Below are 18,669 nucleotides of genomic sequence, written 5' to 3'. Positions count from 1 at the left end.
TTTTTTAATGGTAAATTAGTACTTTCTCCACTAAAGTAAAGTTAATGTTAAAAATGCAGGGTTGCAGAGTGAGTAGCAAGATTTTATTACTACTAATTACTTCATTATTAAGTGTTTGTAGTTACGCTGGTGAAAAAAAAATTTACGCATGGAAAGATAAAAATGGCGTACTGGTGTTTTCAGATACCCCCCATATTGGCGCCAAAGAGATAAAACTCACCAGCCAAGATTTAACCATGCCTGCAACAAATACTGATATATTAAATAATCAAACTAAAGCGCAGCCGGTTGCATTTAGTATTGGTATTGCATCGCCTGAGCATCAGCAAACTATTCGTGAAAACACCGGCTCTGTGTATGTATCTACTCGCATTACCCCCCGCTTTGAAAACGACTTTACAATACAGCTATTTCTTGATGGTAAAGCCTATGGCGCAGCAAGTGATACCTCAACTTTTGCTTTAAGAGATGTAGAGCGTGGTGAGCATACTCTGCAAGTTAAGCTGTACAACAAACAAAACCAAGTTATTGCGATAAGCCCATTAAGTGTGTTTTTTATGCACAGAAAAGGCTTAAGCTTAGGTAATTAACTCCCACCTAATTCACATTAAAAATAGCAATTGCAGTGCAATTTCATTAAATTACTTGCCTGAAAACACAGGCGCACTAAAATGGTGCAACAATGCTTAATAACACACACTTTAGCCCTGAGCTACTCAATGCCATATGGCAAAATCAAACCACCGCCGTGATGCTTTTAAACGAAAGCTTTACGCTTATTTATGCCAATACCAGTACCAGTGAACTACTTGGTTTAGGCACTAAGCGTTTATTAGGGCAGTCTTTTGATGATTTATTTAACTACCATTCAATCGATTTAAAACGCATAGCGCAATACTCTTTAATTGATGGCGTAGATTGCCACCAGCATAGGGCTGACGTGGTATTTGTTGATTCTCGTCATGCTAAATTAGCAGTCAGTTCAAAACAGATAAAATACCAAGGTGCACTTTATATTTTATTAGAATGTCGGCAAACCGATGATGAAATTAAATTCGATCAAGCATCAAATCAAATGCACCAATACCAAGCCGCACGTAATTTAATTCGAGGTTTAGCGCACGAAATTAAAAACCCTTTAGGGGGAATTCGCGGAGCGGCGCAGTTATTGCAATACGAGGTAGACCAGCAAGAAAGAAATGAATGTGCCGAACTTATTATTGAGCAAGCCGACCGATTGCGTGAATTAGTAGATAGACTGCTTGGGCCTAACCAATTGCCGCAAAAGTCTTATGGCAATATACATCAAACCTTAGAGTCGGTGATCAAATTAAGTACCCTAGATAATAGTGACAATATTCGCTTGGTAAAAGATTACGATCCGAGTATTCCCGATGTTTATATTGACCAAAGTAAAGTGCAGCAAGTGGTGCTTAATATTGTGCGTAATGCCCAGCAGGCATTAGTTAATGGTGGGGAAATAAAAATTAAAACCCGAATTAACTATCAGCACCGCCGGCCCGGTAAGGCACCCAAAAAAGCCTTGTTAATTCAAGTGCTCGATAATGGCCCAGGGATTGATATTAGTGTACGCGATACTTTGTTTTATCCTATGATCACTAATAAAGATGGTGGCTCTGGATTGGGGCTTTCTATAGCGCAAACATTAATTGATCAACACAATGGGTATATTGAGTGCGATAGCTGGCCTGGTCACACCGAATTTAATATTTATCTGCCTTTTGCAGATTAACGCCTTGGAGTATGCATGAAAACAGTTTGGCTTGTAGATGACGATGCCTCAATTCGTTTTGTATTAGAAAAAGCGCTTACTCGCGCAGGTTTTACAGTACAAAGCTTTGCTGAAGCACAAAGTGTGCTTAATGCATTAAAATTTAGCCAACCTAGTGTGCTGATCTCCGATGTAAGAATGCCCGGTATGGACGGCATGGCACTGCTAGAGCTAATAGCAGAGCAAGTGCCCGGCTTACCGGTTATTATTATTACCGCGCATTCAGATCTCGATTCCGCCGTAAATGCCTTTCAAAAAGGGGCTTTTGAATATTTAGCCAAACCTTTTGATTTAAACGAGGCGATTGCCCTAGTTGAAAGCGCCTATAGAGCTAATTCTACAAAAAAAGTTAAACGTAAACTCACGCCCCCTAAAAGCGCACATATAATTGGCGAAGCACCTGCCATGCAAGAAGTGTTTAGGGCCATAGGTAAGCTTGCAGCCTCAAGCATGAGTGTACTTATTAATGGTGAGTCAGGAACGGGTAAAGAGCTTGTTGCCAGCGCCCTGCACAACCATAGTCCACGTAAAGAAAACCAATTTATTGCGCTAAATATGGCCGCAATCCCTAAAGAGCTGGTTGAGTCAGAATTATTCGGCCATGAAAAAGGAGCTTTTACTGGTGCAGATAGCGTGCGAAAAGGCCGTTTTGAACAAGCCAATGGCGGCACCCTATTTTTAGATGAAATTGGCGATATGCCCCTCGACGTACAAACTCGACTACTGCGGGTATTATCTGATGGAGAGTTTTACCGTGTTGGCGGGCATAAAAGCATAAAAGTAGATGTGCGTATTATTGCTGCAACCCATCAAAACCTTGAAGAGCTAGTAAAACAAGGCAAGTTTAGGGATGACTTATTTCATCGCTTAAATGTAGTGCGCCTGCGCTTACCAGCCCTCAGGGAGCGTACCGAAGACATTGAGCGTCTAGCACTGCACTTTTTACATAAAAGCGCTAAAGATCTGCAAGTAGAAAGCAAAATTCTTAGCCTTAAAGCAATTGAGCAGCTACGCTTGTTCAGTTGGCCCGGTAACGTACGCCAATTAGAAAACACCTGCCGCTGGCTTACGGTTATGGCTCCTGGTGAGCTTGTTAGCGAGCAAGACTTGCCACCTGAAATTATTAATGCCTCACTAACTCAAGAAGAAGGCGATTGGTTAGATGCCTTCCAGTTATGGCTTAATCAGGAACTTAAACAAGGTAAGGAAAATATTTGGCCTAATATTCAAGCGCAACTCGAAACCCGCTTAATAAAAACAGCACTCGCCAATTGCGCAGGCCACAAACAAGAAGCCGCTATAAAAATAGGCTGGGGACGCAATACATTGACCCGTAAATTAAAAGAGCGCAACATTAATTAGTTTTGCGCGTAATAACTCTTAGGTAATTAATGAAGTTAATAGAGAACATTCCGCTATTTAAACAGATGGAAATTATCAACCGTTTAGGATTTTTTAAAGAATTTAGCCTTAACGAGCGCCAAATACTTTTAGAGTCGTTTGGTTTATTATATTTAGTGCGCGAAAATTCATTTTTATTTAAACAGCACGACAACGATAAGCGCTTATTTATAGTGCTTAGCGGTGCATTAATAGTGTTTAAGCACAACCATTTATTAGAGCTCGGTACTATACGTCCTGGGGAGTTTATTGGTGAAGGCGCTTTTATTAATAACCGCGCACGCAGCATTAGCGCACGTGCTAAAACGGATGCAATTGTGCTTGCTATTACCTCTGATGCCCTTACTCGCTTACCCAATGTAATACGCGAAAAAATTAAAGATAGAATAATTGAAGGTATGAGCTTACGTATTGCCAAGTTGAGCGAACACATAGAAAACCATGGTTAGATTTGTATACGCACTTTGATGCAAAAATAGTGACTTCACTTTATACTAGCGTTAATGCGTTACCCCACCGAGAGCAAACATGAACGAAGAATATATAGAAATTGAATTAGAAGAAGAGCCGATTGAGCTGTGTAAATTATTAAAAGTACTAAATTTAGTAGAAGGCGGCGGCCAAGCAAAAAACTTAATTGCTGAAGGTTATGTGGGTGTTAACCATGAAATTTGTACAATTAAACGGAAAAAACTATACAGTGGCGACATACTAGAATTTGATGGTGAGCTTTTTCAACTTGCATTAACCGAAGATGCAACACCGGTAGAGCGACCTGCCGAGCAGCCGCAATCTGAGCCAAGCCAAGCAGCACCGCAGCCAGCGAGTCAGCCTGCAAAAAATAAACGTAAGCGTACTAAAAAACCTAAAGTAGATGAAAAAACCGGTCGTCGCCCTATTTCATTCGGTTAAATTATAGTCTTTTTTTGATTTTTTATTTATAAAACCAGCCAGCTTGTATAGTTGGCTTTTTTGATCTTTAATTACCTCACTAACTATAAAAAAAGTAAGGTAATTAAATGCTTGCACACCCCCCTCCTAAGTGGTTAAAACCACTCGCATGGGTAGCGCTTATATGGAACTTATGCGGCGTTATTGCCTTCGCACTACAAATGCTGATGACACCTGAAGTAATTAGCAAAATGCCTATAGATCAGCAAGCTGCATATTCTAACATTCCCGTTTGGTCAACCATTGCATTTGCTATTGCAGTCTTTGGCGGCACGCTTGGCAGTGCTTTATTGCTCGCTAAAAAGTCATTTGCACTGCCCGTATTTACCGTGTCGTTAATGGCTATTTTAATCCAACAGTATTACAATTTTATTGTTATTAACAGCGTTGAAATAATGGGATCTAGTGCGGTATTTATGCCACTGTTTGTGGTAGTAATTGCCATATTGCTACTTTGCGTTAGCTTTAAAGGCAAACAGCAAGGCTGGTTGTATGCAAATTAAAAATATCTTTTGGGTAAGTCTAGCAGGCTCCCTTGAATTAAAAACTTTCAGCATCATCTCTATTGTAATGGCTGTTTAAAAATCACGCTTTAAACACTGTTTTTTATCTTGGTATACACTTTGCAATTCACAAACTATAAAAGGTCACTCTACACAACACTTATCTAATAACAAAAGGGGCAAATAATGAATAATAGTTTCAAAACCCAGCAGCAACTTACCGTTAATGGTGAGCAGTTTCATATTCACTCTCTTAAAGGCCTTGGCGACAAAGCCAAACGCTTACCTTTTTCTTTAAAAATACTACTCGAAAACCTACTTCGTAACGAAGACGGCGAAAACATTAAAGAACAAGACATTCAAGCCCTATTAGATTGGGACCCTCAAGCTAAACCCTCTGCTGAAGTAGCGTTTACGCCTGCCCGTGTTGTGATGCAAGACTTTACCGGTGTACCTGCCATTGTCGATTTAGCGGCAATGCGCGACGCAATGGAAAAACTAGGCGGCGATCCTGCAAAAATTAACCCGCTTTCTCCTGCTGAACTTGTTATTGACCACTCTGTGCAAGTAGATGGCTATGGTAACGAGGGTGCGTTTGACTTAAACGCCAAGCTTGAATATGACCGTAATAAAGAGCGTTATGAATTTTTACGTTGGGGCCAAACTGCCTTCGATAACTTAAAAGTTGTCCCTCCAGCAACCGGTATTGTGCACCAAGTAAATTTAGAGTATTTAGCGCGCGTTGTTTTTAATGATGAACGTAATGGCCAAAAGTACGCGTACCCAGACACCTTAGTGGGTACCGATTCGCACACCACTATGATTAACGGCTTAGGCGTACTTGGCTGGGGCGTAGGCGGCATTGAAGCCGAAGCCGCTATGCTTGGCCAACCTATTAGCTTATTAATACCTCAGGTTGTAGGGGTTAAATTAAACGGCCGTTTACCAGAGGGCACCACAGCTACCGACTTAGTACTTACCGTTACCGAAATGCTACGTAACCATGGTGTCGTAGGTAAATTTGTAGAGTTTTATGGTGATGGCCTTGCCGACTTACCACTTGCCGATAGAGCAACAATTGCCAACATGGCGCCAGAATATGGTGCTACATGTGGTATTTTCCCGATTGATGACGAAACCATTAACTATCTGCGTTTAACCAACCGCGATGAGAAACAGCTTAAACTTATTGAAGATTATGCTAAGCATCAAGGCTTATGGCGTAACGATGGCGATGAAGCTAATTACACCGATAAACTTGAACTGATATTAGATGACGTAGTACCAAGCCTTGCTGGCCCTAAACGCCCACAGGATAGAATATCACTTGATAAAGCGGGTGAAGCAATTAGCCAACATTTAAAAGAGTTTCAAGAAGAGCGTTTAGCAAAAATTAGCAGCAGTGATACACAGCAAGCACGTATCGAAAGCGAAGGCCCTGCAACTAACCCTGACGAGTCAAGTAATGAAGCACCGTTTATAGGGGCAGCCAAAGTAAACTTTAAGGGCCAAGAGTTTGAACTAAACGATGGTGCCTGTGTTATTGCCGCAATTACTAGTTGTACAAATACCTCTAACCCCAGTGTTATTTTAGCGGCTGGTTTAGTTGCTAAAAAAGCCAAGCAATTAGGGATTAATGTAAAACCTTGGGTTAAAACATCGCTTGCTCCTGGCTCTAAGGTCGTTACTGACTACTTAGAAAAAGCAGGGCTAATGGACGATTTAGAAAGCCTAGGCTTTAACTTAGTTGGCTATGGTTGTACCACGTGTATTGGTAACTCAGGCCCACTAGCTCCTGAAATTTCAGATGCTATTCAAAAGCACAAACTGGTTGTGAGCTCAATTTTATCGGGTAACCGTAACTTTGAAGGGCGTATTCACCAAGATGTAAAAATGAACTTTTTAGCTTCTCCTCCGCTTGTTGTAGCTTACGCCATTGCGGGCAGAACCGATATTGACGTATATAACGAACCACTGGCACAAGATGCTAACGGTAACGATATTTACCTTAAAAACATTTGGCCAAGTGTTAAAGAAGTAAGCGATTTAGTTAAGGAAACGGTAACCAGAGAAATGTTCGAAAAAAGTTATGCTAACGTATACGAAGGCGATAGCCGTTGGCAAAAAATTCAAATACCTGATGGTAAACTTTACGATTGGGATGATGCATCAACTTATATTAAAAAAGCACCCTTTTTTGATGGTATGAGTATTGAGCCTCCGGGTATTCCAACCATTACCGGCGCACGTTGTTTAGCAAAACTAGGTGACTCGGTTACTACGGATCATATTTCGCCAGCCGGTGCGATTAAAGCAGACTCACCAGCAGGGTTATATTTACAAGATAACAAAGTAGGACAAGCGCAGTTTAACTCCTATGGTTCGCGTCGTGGTAACCACGAAGTAATGATGCGCGGTACATTTGCTAATATTAGGCTTAAAAACCTCCTTGCACCTGGTACTGAAGGCGGTGTTACCCGCACGCAACCTGATGATGAGCTTGCCAGTATTTATGATGCAGCCATGGAATATCAAAAGAACGATACGCCATTGGTTATTTTAGCTGGTAAAGAATATGGTACCGGCTCATCTCGCGACTGGGCGGCTAAAGGCTCGCTACTTTTAGGTGTTAAAGCTGTAATAGCACAAAGCTATGAGCGTATTCATCGCTCTAACCTTATTGGTATGGGAGTTTTACCGCTACAGTTTAAAGATGGCGAAAGCCATGAGTCGCTAGGTTTAACCGGCCAAGAGCAGTTTGATATTGAAGGCTTGCTTGATAAAACCAAGGAAGTAAGCGTTATTGCAACTAATAGTGAAGGTAAAAAAGTAAGCTTTAGTGCCGATGTACGTATTGATACGCCAAAAGAGTGGGATTACTACAAACACGGTGGCATTTTACAGTATGTACTTCGTAATATGCTCGATTAACTAATAGCAGCTTAAACTTACGCCTAAAATTTAATCATAGCCTAACAATTTTGTTAGGCTTTTTTATGCGCGTCAGTTGCGATAAATCAAGGTAATGCTTTAAAAACACTCTACACTAGTATGACTGTTAGTGAGGGCGTTATGTCACAAATTATAATGATTAGGCTACTTAAAATATCAATTGTACTTGGGTTATGCCTAATTGTGACAGGTCATGCGTTAATTGTATCAAGCTACTTTACTCGCCAGCATGGTATTAGCGGCATAATTACAGCGGCAGCTTGCATTGCTATTGGCGTATTATTATCGTTACCCACTAAAATTTATTTAACTATTTTACTTATGGAAGCAGAAAAACGTTATTTAAAAGCGCATAGCCATAAACACAAATAATGAATAATTAAAAACCGTTTAAATCATTTAATTGTTTAGTACGTTGCTCTAATTTTTGTTTGGCTTTTTCAGCGTCATCAAACACCTTTTTAATTGATACTGGATCATAAACTGTAGGTGTAACTGAAGTGCTGCTTATTGCTGAGGATTTAGAACTACCCGATAAAATAGCCGTATCTTGGGCAACCACCACGTTAATATCTTTAGGGTCTAGTTTTACTTCAACACTTTTACCATTAGGGTGAGGCGTATCTGAAAAATGCCATTGGCCTTGCCGATCTTGCCACTTAAATATTTTACTGCGGGTTGTTGAGGGTGTGTTCGACACGCTACTAACGGCTTGCTCAAACGTATTGCTGGTAAACGAGATTATTTTATCTTTAATTTGCTGAGATTCGTTGATCACAACAGATGTACTAAGCCATGTTTCTCCGTTTGGCTTTTTTAAATAAAATAGAGAAATAACAGCAATAATCATTACTGACACTGCTAAATAGGTAAAGTATTTCATAGCCTTCCTGCTTAAAATTAATCCTTTATTCGGCCAAGTTTAATAAAAAGCAATCAATCAGGCAATCCTTTTGTGTAAGTAAAAAACGCAGCCAAGGCTGCGTTTTATTAAATATTGAGCGAGATAATCAATAATATTAAATACCATCACCATCAATGTGCAAACCACACTCTCGGTTTAAACCAAAAAAGCGAGTTTCCTCTTCGGTCATACCGGGCTCTAGCTTACGTGTAGTATGTATGTCTCCCATAGAGACATAGCCTTCTTCCCAAAGAGGATGGTACGGCAAGTTATGCTTAGTTAAATACTGATATACATCGCGGTTTGTCCACTCAATAATTGGGTAAACTTTTACTGTACCACGGCTAATTTCAATTACTTGCTTATCAGCACGGCTTGATGCTTGGTCGCGACGCAGGCCACTAAACCACGTACCAGCATTAATTTCTTTTAAGGCGCGAGTCATCGGCTCAACTTTATTAAGCTGATTGTACTGCTTAATTCCGGCCTCTCCTTGCTCCCATAGCTTGCCAAATTTAGCTTCTTGCCAAGCAGGGCTAAGCTCTGATTTGTACACTTTTAAATTGAGTGATAAACGTGCCGTCATTTGCTCAATAAATTGATACGTTTGTGGAAACAAATAACCTGTATCTGTTAATACCACCGGAATATCTGGCTGTTGTGATGTTATTAAGTGCAACATTACGGCGGCTTGAATACCAAAACTCGATGATAAAAAATGTGTCTCAGGTAAGTTTTCAAGTGCCCATTGCACGCGCTGCTCGGCGCTCATGTTTTTCAGTATGCCATTGGCGTCTGCTAGCATGCTAGTTTGGCTTTGTTTATCTAACTGTAAAATGTTTTTAAATTCACTCATGGCAAATTCCAAACCTTAGCCAGTGTGTTGCACTGGCTTATTATTATGCGTGAAAATCGGTAACTGATACTTTAACTTCAGCAACAATGCCTTTGCGGATCACAAAATCACCAAAGCATTCACCGTCATTACGCTCATTAACCCATTGACCAATTAATTCATCAAAAGCAGCTAAATACACGTCTTCACCCACATTTTCTAAATATAATTTAGGAATACGTGTGCCTTCAAGGTTACCGCCTAGATACACATTATATTTACCCGGACCTTTCCCAACCAATCCCGCTTCGGCTAACATGGCACGCCCACAGCCATTGGGGCAACCCACAACGCGCATAATAATACTGTCATTCGGCACACCATGCTTGGCTAACAGTGCTTCTATTTTTTCAACCAAACTAGGTAAATAACGCTCAGCTTCAGCCATAGCTAATGGGCATGTTGGCAGTGCCACACACGCCATAGAATTTTTACGTTGTTCGGTGTCTTTATCGTCAATTAAACCATGGTTACGGGCAATTTCTTCAATCACGGCTTTTTGATTTGCAGCTACACCAGCAATAATTAAGTTTTGGTTTGCCGTCATGCGCATGTCACCTTGGTGAACTTCTGCTATTTTACGACAGCCTGTTTTTAGTGGTTTGTCTGGATAATCTAAAATACGCCCACTTTGAATAAATAATGTTAAGTGATGTTTGCCATCTATACCTTCAACCCAACCTATACGATCGCCTCGGTGAGTAAATTTATAAGGACGACTTGAAGCAAACTCAACACCCGCACGTTTCTCTACTTCCGCTTTAAATACATCAACGCCTACTCGATCTAATGTGTATTTTGTTTTAGCATTTTTGCGATTTGAACGATTACCCCAATCGCGCTGTACCGACACCACATGCTCGGCAATTTTTAACGTATGTTCTAGTGGAATAAAACCAAAGTCGTCTGCTTTACGTGGGTAGGTTGCTGTATCGCCATGTGTCATGGCAAGGCCACCACCGACAAGTACGTTAAAGCCAATTAATTTACCATTTTCGGCAATAGCTACAAAGTTTAAATCATTGGCGTGCACATCCACTTCATTATTCGGCGGAATTGTTACCGTTGTTTTAAACTTACGCGGTAAGTAATTAGAACCTAAAATTGGCTCTTCTGTGGTTTCTGCTTTTTCACCATTAAGCCAAATTTCGGCGTAAGCCTTGGTTTTTGGTAATAGGTGCTCTGAAATTTTTGCAGCCCATTCATACGCTTCTTGATGCAGCTCTGACTCAACCGGATTAGTAGTACACAACACATTTCGATTAACATCGCCTGCGGTAGCAATAGAGTCAATTCCAACGCTATCCAGTAATTGATGCATGCCTTTAATATTAGGCTTTAATACACCATGAAACTGAAACGTTTGACGCGTAGTTAAACGGATACTGCCATAGCTGGTTTTTTCTTCTGCAAATTTATCTATGGCTAACCATTGCTCAGGCTTAATAATACCGCCAGGCATACGCGCACGTAACATTACGTTGTGTAATGGTTCAAGCTTTTGCTTAGCGCGCTCACCACGAATATCGCGGTCATCTTGCTGGTACATACCGTGAAACCGAATTAACTGGAAGTTATCAGCGGTAAAACCACCGGTGATCTCATCTTTTAAATCTGTTGCTATAGTGCCACGTAAAAAATTACTTTCTCGTTTCATGCGCTCGTTATCAGAAAGCTTTACGTTTTTATCTTGTTCGCTCATGTTTAATCCTAAATTAGTGACAGTGACGGCTGCTTTAAATATTTAATTTTAGTAAACGTCTTTCTGATAGCGGTTTGCGCTGCGTAAATCTTTTAAATACTGCTGAGCATCTTCATCGCTCTTGCCGGTATTTTCTTTAATAATTTCGAGTAATGTTTGGTGCACATCTTTTGCCATATTGTTAGCGTCGCCACACACATAAAAATGTGCGCCAGCTTCAAGCCACTCAAAAATAGCTTTGCTGTTACTACGCAACTTGTCTTGCACATACACTTTTTCGGCTTGATCGCGGCTAAATGCAACATCTACTTTGCTTAGTAAACCCGACTTTAAGTAACCTTGAATTTCAACTTGGTATAAAAAGTCTTGAGTAAAATGTGGATTGCCAAAAAACAGCCAGTTTTTACCTGATGCGCCACGCGCATCACGCTCTTGTAAAAAGGCTCGAAACGGTGCTATTCCCGTACCAGGGCCAACCATAATGATTGGTGTTTCATCATTCGTTGGTAAACGAAAATTATCGTTATGCTCACTAAATACCTTAACTTTACAGCCTTCCTCAGCACGGCGCGCTAAATAGCCCGAACAACCGCCTAAATGCTCACGACCAAAGGCATCAAACTCAACTAATGCTACGGTTAAATGTACCTCGTCTTCAACCTCGCTTTGGCTAGAGGCAATTGAATATAAACGTGCTTGTAATTTACGCAGGCAATCGACGAGTGTTTGCGCGTCGAGCTTAGCGGGGTTTTGTGCAACTACATCAAATATTTGGCGCGGCTCAATGTATTGATGCATTGCCGCTTTATCTTCAACCAATTTTAATAGTTGTGGTGTGCCTGTCGCTATTGCATATTTTTCCACAAAGCCAGGGTACGACTGCGTTAATTCAAGTTTTTCAATCAGTGCATCGCGAATACTTAGCTGTTCATCTGCAACTTTTACTAAACTAGCTGCATCAATTTGCGTGTGTGTAAGCAACTCATCAACACGGGCTTCGTCATTTAAAAAATACACACCTAATGAATCACCTGGTATATAACTAATGTCTGAGCCTTCAAGCGAAATTTCTACGTGGCGGACATCTTTAGTTGAATCGCGACCTGTAATTTTTTGCACTAAACCTAGTTCTGCGGCAAACGGGTTTTGCTTAGTATATTGGCTTGCCACAGTAGTTGACCCAGCAAACGGCATTGCAATAACTTGACCACCTGAACTACCTTGCTGTGCTTTTAAATCCGGTTCAAAGGCATCCAATGCGCCAGTGATCCAAGTTGTCGCTTCGTCTTCGTAATCTACATCTAAATCGGCGCGTTGATAAATTGTTTCTGCGCCGAGTGTATTTAACCGCTGCTCAAAGTCTTTTGCTGTTTGGCAAAAAAATTCATAGCTCGAATCCCCCAAGCCAATCACGGCTACCTTCACCCCATCTAACTTAGGCGCTTTTTTAGTGGTTAAAAATTCGTGTAAAGCCTCTGCATCTTCTGGTGGTTCACCTTCGCCGTAAGTTGCAACAACCACAGTTATAAACTTTTCTTTTTTTAGTGCAGTTGGTTTGTAATCGGCCATGCTCACTAGCTTTACGGCTAAACCGCGTGACTCTGCTTGTGCTTTTAACTTAGCAGCTACACCTTTTGCATTACCTGTTTGCGAGCCATATAAAATAGTTAATGCAACTGCCTCACCAGCACTTGGAGCTGCTCCCACAGCACCGCCTAAAGCCGCCGTATTAGCATTTGCAGCAAGATAACCACTAACCCATGCTTGTTGAATTGGATTAAGCTCAGCCACTAAACCTTGCAGCTTTTGTACTTGCTCTTGCGATAGCGGACTTGCCGCAGCGTTTAGTTGACCTAGCAACATGAATCAATTCCCCGTAACCCTAAAAGTTAAACACAACGTACTGTTATACGTCGTTCAAAATGAGTTTTACCTCACCCAGAGACTATCTGTTGAGGTTTACTGAGCTTGTAGGATAGCGGGCAATGCAGAGTTAAAAAAAGAACAGAATCAACTTTGATATTCTATTTAGTTATTAACTTTAGTAAATATAGTTAAAAACAGATTAAGAAATGTATTTTCGAAGGATAAAAGGGGCTATTTGTGCCTGAGCTTTATTGAGTAGATAAATATTGTTGTTATGTATAAATACCACAATCATAAAAGAGCGCTAAATTAACTCTGAGTTGCTGATTGCTTGCAGCTCAAACTCGCAGCTTCGTAAAAACAAAAAGCCCCAGCAAATAAATGCCGGGGCTTTTTATAAAACAGACTTAATTAAAAATTAAGCTTGTTTTGGACGTTCAATAACTGCTACGAATGTCCAAGATTTACTCTTAGAAATTGGAGCACATTCACGGATAGTAACTACGTCACCAGCCTGAACTTCATTATTTTCGTCATGTACGTGTAGCTTAGTCGTGCGTCGAATGAATTTCCCATAAATTGGGTGCTTCACATAACGTGCGATAGCAATAGTGAAAGATTTTTCCATCTTGTCGCTAATTACACGGCCTTGAAGAGTACGAATTTTATCGCTCATTATTGACCTGCCTTCTGGTTAATAACTGTTTTTACACGCGCGATATCGCGGCGTACTGTTCTTAGCGTGTGTGTCTGAGCTAACTGACCAGTGCTTGCTTGCATGCGCATATTAAATTGCTCACGAAGAAGTCCTAGAAGTTCAGTATTAAGCTCTTCTACGCTTTTATCTTTTAGTTCGCTAGCTTTCATCACATTACCGTCCGAGTTACGAAAGTTGTTTTGAATGGCAATTTACGAGCAGCAAGGTCAAACGCTTCACGAGCAAGCTCTTCTGAAACACCTTCCATTTCGTAAAGTACTTTACCAGGCTGAATTTCAGCAACCCAATACTCAACAGAACCTTTACCTTTACCCATACGAACTTCAAGCGGTTTGTTCGTGATTGGCTTGTCTGGGAAAACACGGATCCAGATTTTACCTTGACGTTTCACGTGACGCGTCATGGCACGACGAGCTGCTTCGATTTGACGAGCAGTCATGCGGCCACGGCCAGTAGCTTTCAAACCGAAAGTACCGAAGCTTACTTTGTTACCGTTTTGCGCTAGACCACGGTTGCGACCTTTGTGCGTTTTACGGAATTTTGTACGTTTTGGCTGTAACATTACTCGCTACCTCTACTTAGCACTTTTTTTGGCTTTCTTTGGTGCGCGTTTAGCTGGCTTCTCTTGCTCTTGTACTAGTGGTAAACCACCAATAACTTCGCCTTTGAAGATCCAAACTTTAACACCAATGATACCATAAGTGGTTAAGGCCTCAGAAGTTGCGTAGTCGATATCAGCACGAAGAGTATGTAGAGGTACACGACCTTCACGATACCACTCTGTACGTGCGATTTCTGCGCCGCCAAGACGACCGCTAACTTCAACTTTAATCCCTTTAGAACCGATGCGCATTGCATTTTGTACCGAACGCTTCATAGCGCGACGGAACATAACACGACGTTCTAGTTGAGAGGCAATGCCGTCTGCTACTAGTTGTGCATCTAGTTCTGGTTTACGTACTTCAGAAATATTAATCTGAGCAGGTACACCAGCGATTTTAGTTACCGCTTGACGTAATTTTTCTACGTCTTCGCCTTTTTTACCGATAACAACACCCGGACGAGCCGTGTGGATTGTTACGCGGATTGATTTTGCTGGACGCTCAATAACGATTTTAGACACAGAAGCCGTTTTCAATTCCTTTGTAAGGAATGTACGTACTTTGTGATCGCCAAAAAGCTGTGCAGAGAAATCTTTTGAACTCGCGTACCAGGTAGAAACCCAAGGTTTAGATATACCTAGGCGAATACCAGTAGGATGAACTTTTTGTCCCATTACTTATATCTCCTAGCTATCTGAAACCATAACAGTGATATGGCTTGTACGCTTAAGGATGCGGTCTGCGCGTCCTTTAGCACGTGGCATAATACGTTTCATTGTAGGACCATCGTCCACAAAGATCGTTGTTATACGAAGCTCATCAATGTCAGCACCTTCGTTATGCTCTGCGTTAGCAATAGCAGACTCAAGTACTTTCTTTACTAATACAGCCGCTTTTTTCGGGCTGTACGCCAGGATTTCTAGTGCGCGATCAACCGGTAGTCCGCGGATCTGATCTGCAACTAGACGTGCTTTTTGCGCCGAACCAGAGGCGAATTTATGTTTAGCTAATGCTTGCATTTATCTTCCCCTCTTATCGTTTCTTCGCTTTCTTATCCGCAGCATGGCCACGGTAAGTGCGAGTTGGTGCAAATTCACCTAGTTTGTGACCGATCATTTCGTCTGTGATAAACACAGGAACGTGCTGACGACCATTATGGACAGCGATGGTCAATCCGATCATGTTAGGTATGATCATTGAACGACGGCTCCAAGTTTTAATTGGCTTCTTGTCTCCGCTTTCCAACGCTTTCTCTACCTTCTTCAGCAAGTGTAGGTCTATAAAAGGACCCTTCTTGAGAGAACGTGGCATGGCTATTCCTCAACTATTATTTAGTACGACGACGTACGATAAACTTATCAGTACGCTTGTTCTTACGTGTCTTAGCACCTTTAGTCGGCTTACCCCATGGAGACACAGGATGACGACCACCAGATGTACGACCTTCACCACCACCGTGTGGGTGATCTACCGGGTTCATGGCAACACCACGAACTGTCGGACGGATACCACGCCAGCGATTTGCACCTGCTTTACCAAGTGAACGAAGCATATGCTCAGCATTGCCTACTTCACCTAGAGTCGCACGACAATCAGCTTCAACTTTACGTACTTCGCCTGAACGAAGACGTAATGTTACATACTGACCATCACGAGCAAGGATTTGAACGTATGCACCAGCAGAACGTGCGATTTGAGCACCTTTACCTGGTTTTAATTCTACGTTGTGAACAGTCGAACCTACAGGCATATTACGCATTGGTAATGCATTACCAGGTTTGATTGGTGCATCAACACCAGACTGGATTGCATCGCCAGCTTTTAAGCCTTTTGGTGCGATAATGTAACGACGCTCACCGTCTGCATATAATACAAGAGCGATGTTTGCGCTACGATTTGGATCGTATTCTAAACGTTCAACAGTGGCTGGAATGCCATCTTTAGTACGTTTAAAATCGATTAAACGGTAATGTTGCTTATGACCACCACCGATATGACGAACCGTAATACGACCATTGTTATTACGACCACCTGATTTAGAGTTTTTCTCTAATAGTGGTGCGTACGGCTTACCCTTATGTAAATCAGAGTTAACCACTTTAACTAAGTGACGACGGCCCGCAGAAGTAGGCTTACACTTTTGAAGTGCCATAATTCTATCCCCTTATTACTCGGCGCCGCCGACAAAGTCTAGCTCGCTACCTTCTTTAAGAGTAACGTAAGCTTTTTTCCAGTCGTTACGACGACCGAAACGTGCGCCAGTACGTTTTGTTTTACCCTTAACGTTAAGTGTGCGAACACCCGTTACTTCTACTTCAAAAAGCTTCTCAACTGCTGCTTTAACTTCAGCTTTAGTTGAATCTTTTGCTACTTTAAAAACAATAGTATTGTTTTCTTCAGCAGCAATAGTGCTTTTTTCAGAGATATGTGGAGCAACGATCACTTTTAAAAGACGTTCTTCGCGAATCATGCTAGCGCCTCCTCAAGTTGCTTAACAGCAGCGGCTGTAATAAGTACCTTGTCGAAAGCAATTAAGCTTACAGGATCGATACCAGCTACATCACGCGTGTCAACCTTATAAAGGTTACGTGCCGATAAGAAAAGATTTTCATCTACTTCTTCAGTCACGATAAGAACATCTTTAAGCTCAAGTTCTTTAAGCTTAGCAACTAGTTCTTTAGTTTTTGGTGCTGCTAGAGCAAAACTTTCAACAACGATTAAACGCTCTTGACGAACTAATTCAGATAAGATGCTTTTAATCGCACCGCGGTACATTTTACGGTTTACTTTTTGGCTATGATCCTGTGGTTTAGCTGCAAAGCTAACGCCACCTGAACGCCAAATTGGGCTACGAATCGTACCAGCACGTGCTCGGCCAGTACCTTTTTGAGCCCATGGCTTTTTACCACCACCGCTTACTTCAGAACGTGTCTTCTGAGCACGAGTACCTTGACGAGCACCTGCTGCGTATGCAACAACTACTTGATGTACTAATGCTTCGTTAAACTCACGTCCAAAAGTAGCTTCAGAAACTTCAAGACCGCCAGAAGCGTCTTTAATTGCTAATTCCATCACTAAATCTCCAGGACTTATGCTTTAACAGCTGGTTTAACGATAACGTCACCGCCGATAGCGCCAGGTACTGCACCTTTAACTAAAAGCAAATTACGCTCAGCGTCAACGCGAACTAGTTCTAAGTTTTGAGTCGTTACACGCTCAGCACCCATATGACCGGCCATTTTCTTACCTTTAAACACCTTACCAGGTGATTGGTTTTGACCGATTGAACCAGGAGCACGGTGAGATAGAGAGTTACCATGTGTAGCGTCTTGCATGCTGAAATTCCAGCGCTTAACACCACCTTGGAAACCTTTACCTTTAGAAGTACCGGTTACGTCAACCTTGTTGATTTCGTTGAATAATTCAACAGTAAGCTCAGCGCCTACTTCAAAATCGCCTTCACCACCATTTAGGCGGAATTCCCACAGACCGCGACCCGCTTCAACACCAGCTTTAGCGAAATGACCCGCTGAAGCTTTGTTTACACGACTTGCTTTTTTAGTGCCTGCGGTTACTTGAAGCGCGTTATAACCGTCTGTTGCTTCAGATTTAATCTGAGCAATGCGGTTAGGTGTCGCTTCAATAACTGTCACAGGGATAGATACACCATCTTCAGTGAAGATTCGTGTCATACCCACTTTACGACCGACTAGACCTAATGCCATTTTCCTAAAACCTCTCTAATCTTCCGATTAACCCAGGCTGATTTGAACATCTACACCAGCAGCAAGATCTAAACGCATAAGAGCGTCAACAGTCTTGTCAGTTGGTTCAACGATGTCGATCAGACGTTTATGGGTGCGGATCTCGTACTGATCACGCGCGTCTTTATTAACGTGCGGTGATGTTAGTACAGTAAAACGTTCAAAGCGTGTAGGTAGTGGAATTGGTCCACGTACTTGTGCGCCAGTGCGTTTCGCAGTTTCCACGATTTCCGCCGTTGATTGGTCAATCAAACGGTGGTCAAAAGCTTTTAGGCGAATACGAATGCGTTGATTTGACATTCTTAACCTCAATATAAAGAGCATTTAAAAGAGCATAAAAAAACGACCGAAACAATCTTAAATATTAAGATGTCGGTTGTTAGATTATATCTACGTTGAGTTCCAAATCGGAACTCCTGTTTATTAGCTAGAAATCCTAGCTTAATTTATCCTTCCAAGTTCCCTTGGGAATTTTGAAAGCCTGCGTATTATAATTACATTGGTGATAAATGCAACAGCTAATTAGTAAATAATTACAGCCTGCTGGTTGCTCAAATATACTGCAACCTATTATAGAGCAGCTACAATCAAGTGTAATGCATATATATTAAGCCATAAC

23 protein-coding genes are annotated in these 18,669 nt (G+C 41.5%); 8 read left to right on the top strand and 15 right to left on the bottom strand.

From position 1 onward, the window contains the following. Positions 1-68: 68 nt before the first annotated feature. The 8 genes from AAEZ22_RS07835 to AAEZ22_RS07800 all read left to right on the top strand — a co-directional run bounded on the left by AAEZ22_RS07835 (position 69) and on the right by AAEZ22_RS07800 (position 7,971). Positions 69-590: a DUF4124 domain-containing protein gene (locus tag AAEZ22_RS07835; protein WP_352296763.1), complete on the top strand. Its 522-nt coding sequence runs from the start codon at positions 69-71 to the stop codon at positions 588-590. Positions 591-682: 92 nt separating this feature from the next. Continuing rightward, a complete protein-coding gene (gene glnL, locus AAEZ22_RS07830) occupies positions 683-1,753 on the top strand; it encodes a nitrogen regulation protein NR(II) (RefSeq protein WP_011326883.1) in 1,071 nt (356 codons plus the stop codon). Positions 1,754-1,768: 15 nt separating this feature from the next. Continuing rightward, on the top strand, positions 1,769-3,154 hold the full coding sequence (gene ntrC, locus AAEZ22_RS07825; RefSeq protein ID WP_011326882.1) for a nitrogen regulation protein NR(I): 1,386 nt from the start codon (positions 1,769-1,771) through the stop codon (positions 3,152-3,154). 29 nt (positions 3,155-3,183) lie between these two features. After that, positions 3,184-3,642, top strand: coding sequence for a Crp/Fnr family transcriptional regulator (locus tag AAEZ22_RS07820; protein ID WP_011326881.1), 459 nt, complete (start codon positions 3,184-3,186; stop codon positions 3,640-3,642). A gap of 79 nt (positions 3,643-3,721) precedes the next feature. Next, positions 3,722-4,105, top strand: a complete 384-nt coding sequence (locus AAEZ22_RS07815; protein WP_011326880.1) for an RNA-binding S4 domain-containing protein — start codon at positions 3,722-3,724, stop codon at positions 4,103-4,105. Positions 4,106-4,212: 107 nt separating this feature from the next. After that, positions 4,213-4,647 (top strand): hypothetical protein, encoded by a 435-nt coding sequence (locus AAEZ22_RS07810; protein WP_011326879.1) that lies wholly within the window; start codon positions 4,213-4,215, stop codon positions 4,645-4,647. A 186-nt stretch (positions 4,648-4,833) separates the two neighbouring features. After that, positions 4,834-7,578, top strand: a complete 2,745-nt coding sequence (acnA, locus tag AAEZ22_RS07805; RefSeq protein WP_193038945.1) for an aconitate hydratase AcnA — start codon at positions 4,834-4,836, stop codon at positions 7,576-7,578. Positions 7,579-7,719: 141 nt separating this feature from the next. Beyond that, positions 7,720-7,971: a hypothetical protein gene (locus AAEZ22_RS07800; RefSeq protein ID WP_352296759.1), complete on the top strand. Its 252-nt coding sequence runs from the start codon at positions 7,720-7,722 to the stop codon at positions 7,969-7,971. Between the two features lie 7 nt (positions 7,972-7,978). Here the strand turns inward: AAEZ22_RS07800 and AAEZ22_RS07795 are convergent, their stop codons facing one another. The 15 genes from AAEZ22_RS07795 to rpsJ all read right to left on the bottom strand — a co-directional run bounded on the left by AAEZ22_RS07795 (position 7,979) and on the right by rpsJ (position 18,350). Then, positions 7,979-8,482 carry a DUF4124 domain-containing protein gene (locus AAEZ22_RS07795; protein ID WP_193038947.1) on the bottom strand — a complete coding sequence of 168 codons (504 nt, stop codon included), beginning with the start codon at positions 8,480-8,482 and terminating at the stop codon, positions 7,979-7,981. A gap of 136 nt (positions 8,483-8,618) precedes the next feature. Further along, the gene (locus AAEZ22_RS07790; protein WP_058372320.1) at positions 8,619-9,359 is read right to left on the bottom strand and encodes a phosphoadenylyl-sulfate reductase; all 741 of its coding nucleotides are present in this window, start codon (positions 9,357-9,359) and stop codon (positions 8,619-8,621) included. A gap of 43 nt (positions 9,360-9,402) precedes the next feature. After that, complete coding sequence (cysI, locus tag AAEZ22_RS07785; RefSeq protein WP_011326874.1) at positions 9,403-11,100, bottom strand: assimilatory sulfite reductase (NADPH) hemoprotein subunit; 1,698 nt, start codon at positions 11,098-11,100, stop codon at positions 9,403-9,405. A gap of 48 nt (positions 11,101-11,148) precedes the next feature. Beyond that, on the bottom strand, positions 11,149-12,963 hold the full coding sequence (locus AAEZ22_RS07780; RefSeq protein WP_011326873.1) for an assimilatory sulfite reductase (NADPH) flavoprotein subunit: 1,815 nt from the start codon (positions 12,961-12,963) through the stop codon (positions 11,149-11,151). 421 nt (positions 12,964-13,384) lie between these two features. Continuing rightward, positions 13,385-13,642, bottom strand: a complete 258-nt coding sequence (gene rpsQ / locus AAEZ22_RS07775) for a 30S ribosomal protein S17 (RefSeq protein WP_011326872.1) — start codon at positions 13,640-13,642, stop codon at positions 13,385-13,387. Then, on the bottom strand, positions 13,642-13,833 hold the full coding sequence (gene rpmC / locus AAEZ22_RS07770; RefSeq protein WP_011326871.1) for a 50S ribosomal protein L29: 192 nt from the start codon (positions 13,831-13,833) through the stop codon (positions 13,642-13,644). The genes rpsQ and rpmC overlap by 1 nt, the downstream gene beginning before the upstream one ends. Continuing rightward, positions 13,833-14,246: a 50S ribosomal protein L16 gene (rplP, locus tag AAEZ22_RS07765; RefSeq protein ID WP_011326870.1), complete on the bottom strand. Its 414-nt coding sequence runs from the start codon at positions 14,244-14,246 to the stop codon at positions 13,833-13,835. The genes rpmC and rplP overlap by 1 nt, the downstream gene beginning before the upstream one ends. 12 nt (positions 14,247-14,258) lie before the next feature. Beyond that, a complete protein-coding gene (gene rpsC / locus AAEZ22_RS07760; protein WP_011326869.1) occupies positions 14,259-14,960 on the bottom strand; it encodes a 30S ribosomal protein S3 in 702 nt (233 codons plus the stop codon). A 12-nt stretch (positions 14,961-14,972) separates the two neighbouring features. Continuing rightward, complete coding sequence (gene rplV, locus AAEZ22_RS07755; RefSeq protein WP_002957892.1) at positions 14,973-15,305, bottom strand: 50S ribosomal protein L22; 333 nt, start codon at positions 15,303-15,305, stop codon at positions 14,973-14,975. A gap of 13 nt (positions 15,306-15,318) precedes the next feature. Then, the gene (gene rpsS / locus AAEZ22_RS07750; protein ID WP_010376377.1) at positions 15,319-15,597 is read right to left on the bottom strand and encodes a 30S ribosomal protein S19; all 279 of its coding nucleotides are present in this window, start codon (positions 15,595-15,597) and stop codon (positions 15,319-15,321) included. A gap of 16 nt (positions 15,598-15,613) precedes the next feature. Beyond that, the gene (rplB, locus tag AAEZ22_RS07745) at positions 15,614-16,438 is read right to left on the bottom strand and encodes a 50S ribosomal protein L2 (RefSeq protein WP_011326867.1); all 825 of its coding nucleotides are present in this window, start codon (positions 16,436-16,438) and stop codon (positions 15,614-15,616) included. A gap of 15 nt (positions 16,439-16,453) precedes the next feature. After that, positions 16,454-16,756, bottom strand: a complete 303-nt coding sequence (rplW, locus tag AAEZ22_RS07740; RefSeq protein WP_011326866.1) for a 50S ribosomal protein L23 — start codon at positions 16,754-16,756, stop codon at positions 16,454-16,456. After that, entirely contained in the window at positions 16,753-17,358 is a 606-nt protein-coding gene (gene rplD, locus AAEZ22_RS07735; protein WP_002957897.1) for a 50S ribosomal protein L4, read from the bottom strand. The genes rplW and rplD overlap by 4 nt, the downstream gene beginning before the upstream one ends. A gap of 17 nt (positions 17,359-17,375) precedes the next feature. After that, a complete protein-coding gene (gene rplC, locus AAEZ22_RS07730) occupies positions 17,376-18,011 on the bottom strand; it encodes a 50S ribosomal protein L3 (protein ID WP_011326865.1) in 636 nt (211 codons plus the stop codon). A 27-nt stretch (positions 18,012-18,038) separates the two neighbouring features. Beyond that, positions 18,039-18,350, bottom strand: coding sequence for a 30S ribosomal protein S10 (gene rpsJ, locus AAEZ22_RS07725; RefSeq protein ID WP_002957900.1), 312 nt, complete (start codon positions 18,348-18,350; stop codon positions 18,039-18,041). Positions 18,351-18,669 lie beyond the last annotated feature (319 nt).

The sequence above is a fragment of the Pseudoalteromonas sp. 20-MNA-CIBAN-0454 genome, assembly GCF_040308685.1.
Lineage (GTDB): Bacteria > Pseudomonadota > Gammaproteobacteria > Enterobacterales > Alteromonadaceae > Pseudoalteromonas > Pseudoalteromonas nigrifaciens.
Note: the sequence above shows the minus strand (reverse complement) of the source record. Positions and strands in the feature narration are given on the sequence as shown.

What these genes read in the sequence shown, in the direction of transcription:
- glnL (WP_011326883.1), top strand. Translation starts at nt 683, where the DNA reads ATGCTTAATAACACACACTTTAGCCCTGAGCTACTCAATGCCATATGG.
- ntrC (WP_011326882.1), top strand. Translation starts at nt 1,769, where the DNA reads ATGAAAACAGTTTGGCTTGTAGATGACGATGCCTCAATTCGTTTTGTA.
- AAEZ22_RS07820 (WP_011326881.1), top strand. Translation starts at nt 3,184, where the DNA reads ATGAAGTTAATAGAGAACATTCCGCTATTTAAACAGATGGAAATTATC.
- AAEZ22_RS07815 (WP_011326880.1), top strand. Translation starts at nt 3,722, where the DNA reads ATGAACGAAGAATATATAGAAATTGAATTAGAAGAAGAGCCGATTGAG.
- AAEZ22_RS07810 (WP_011326879.1), top strand. Translation starts at nt 4,213, where the DNA reads ATGCTTGCACACCCCCCTCCTAAGTGGTTAAAACCACTCGCATGGGTA.
- acnA (WP_193038945.1), top strand. Translation starts at nt 4,834, where the DNA reads ATGAATAATAGTTTCAAAACCCAGCAGCAACTTACCGTTAATGGTGAG.
- AAEZ22_RS07800 (WP_352296759.1), top strand. Translation starts at nt 7,720, where the DNA reads ATGTCACAAATTATAATGATTAGGCTACTTAAAATATCAATTGTACTT.
- AAEZ22_RS07795 (WP_193038947.1), bottom strand. Translation starts at nt 8,482, where the DNA reads ATGAAATACTTTACCTATTTAGCAGTGTCAGTAATGATTATTGCTGTT.
- AAEZ22_RS07790 (WP_058372320.1), bottom strand. Translation starts at nt 9,359, where the DNA reads ATGAGTGAATTTAAAAACATTTTACAGTTAGATAAACAAAGCCAAACT.
- cysI (WP_011326874.1), bottom strand. Translation starts at nt 11,100, where the DNA reads ATGAGCGAACAAGATAAAAACGTAAAGCTTTCTGATAACGAGCGCATG.
- AAEZ22_RS07780 (WP_011326873.1), bottom strand. Translation starts at nt 12,963, where the DNA reads ATGTTGCTAGGTCAACTAAACGCTGCGGCAAGTCCGCTATCGCAAGAG.
- rpsQ (WP_011326872.1), bottom strand. Translation starts at nt 13,642, where the DNA reads ATGAGCGATAAAATTCGTACTCTTCAAGGCCGTGTAATTAGCGACAAG.
- rpmC (WP_011326871.1), bottom strand. Translation starts at nt 13,833, where the DNA reads ATGAAAGCTAGCGAACTAAAAGATAAAAGCGTAGAAGAGCTTAATACT.
- rplP (WP_011326870.1), bottom strand. Translation starts at nt 14,246, where the DNA reads ATGTTACAGCCAAAACGTACAAAATTCCGTAAAACGCACAAAGGTCGC.
- rpsC (WP_011326869.1), bottom strand. Translation starts at nt 14,960, where the DNA reads ATGGGACAAAAAGTTCATCCTACTGGTATTCGCCTAGGTATATCTAAA.
- rplV (WP_002957892.1), bottom strand. Translation starts at nt 15,305, where the DNA reads ATGCAAGCATTAGCTAAACATAAATTCGCCTCTGGTTCGGCGCAAAAA.
- rpsS (WP_010376377.1), bottom strand. Translation starts at nt 15,597, where the DNA reads ATGCCACGTTCTCTCAAGAAGGGTCCTTTTATAGACCTACACTTGCTG.
- rplB (WP_011326867.1), bottom strand. Translation starts at nt 16,438, where the DNA reads ATGGCACTTCAAAAGTGTAAGCCTACTTCTGCGGGCCGTCGTCACTTA.
- rplW (WP_011326866.1), bottom strand. Translation starts at nt 16,756, where the DNA reads ATGATTCGCGAAGAACGTCTTTTAAAAGTGATCGTTGCTCCACATATC.
- rplD (WP_002957897.1), bottom strand. Translation starts at nt 17,358, where the DNA reads ATGGAATTAGCAATTAAAGACGCTTCTGGCGGTCTTGAAGTTTCTGAA.
- rplC (WP_011326865.1), bottom strand. Translation starts at nt 18,011, where the DNA reads ATGGCATTAGGTCTAGTCGGTCGTAAAGTGGGTATGACACGAATCTTC.
- rpsJ (WP_002957900.1), bottom strand. Translation starts at nt 18,350, where the DNA reads ATGTCAAATCAACGCATTCGTATTCGCCTAAAAGCTTTTGACCACCGT.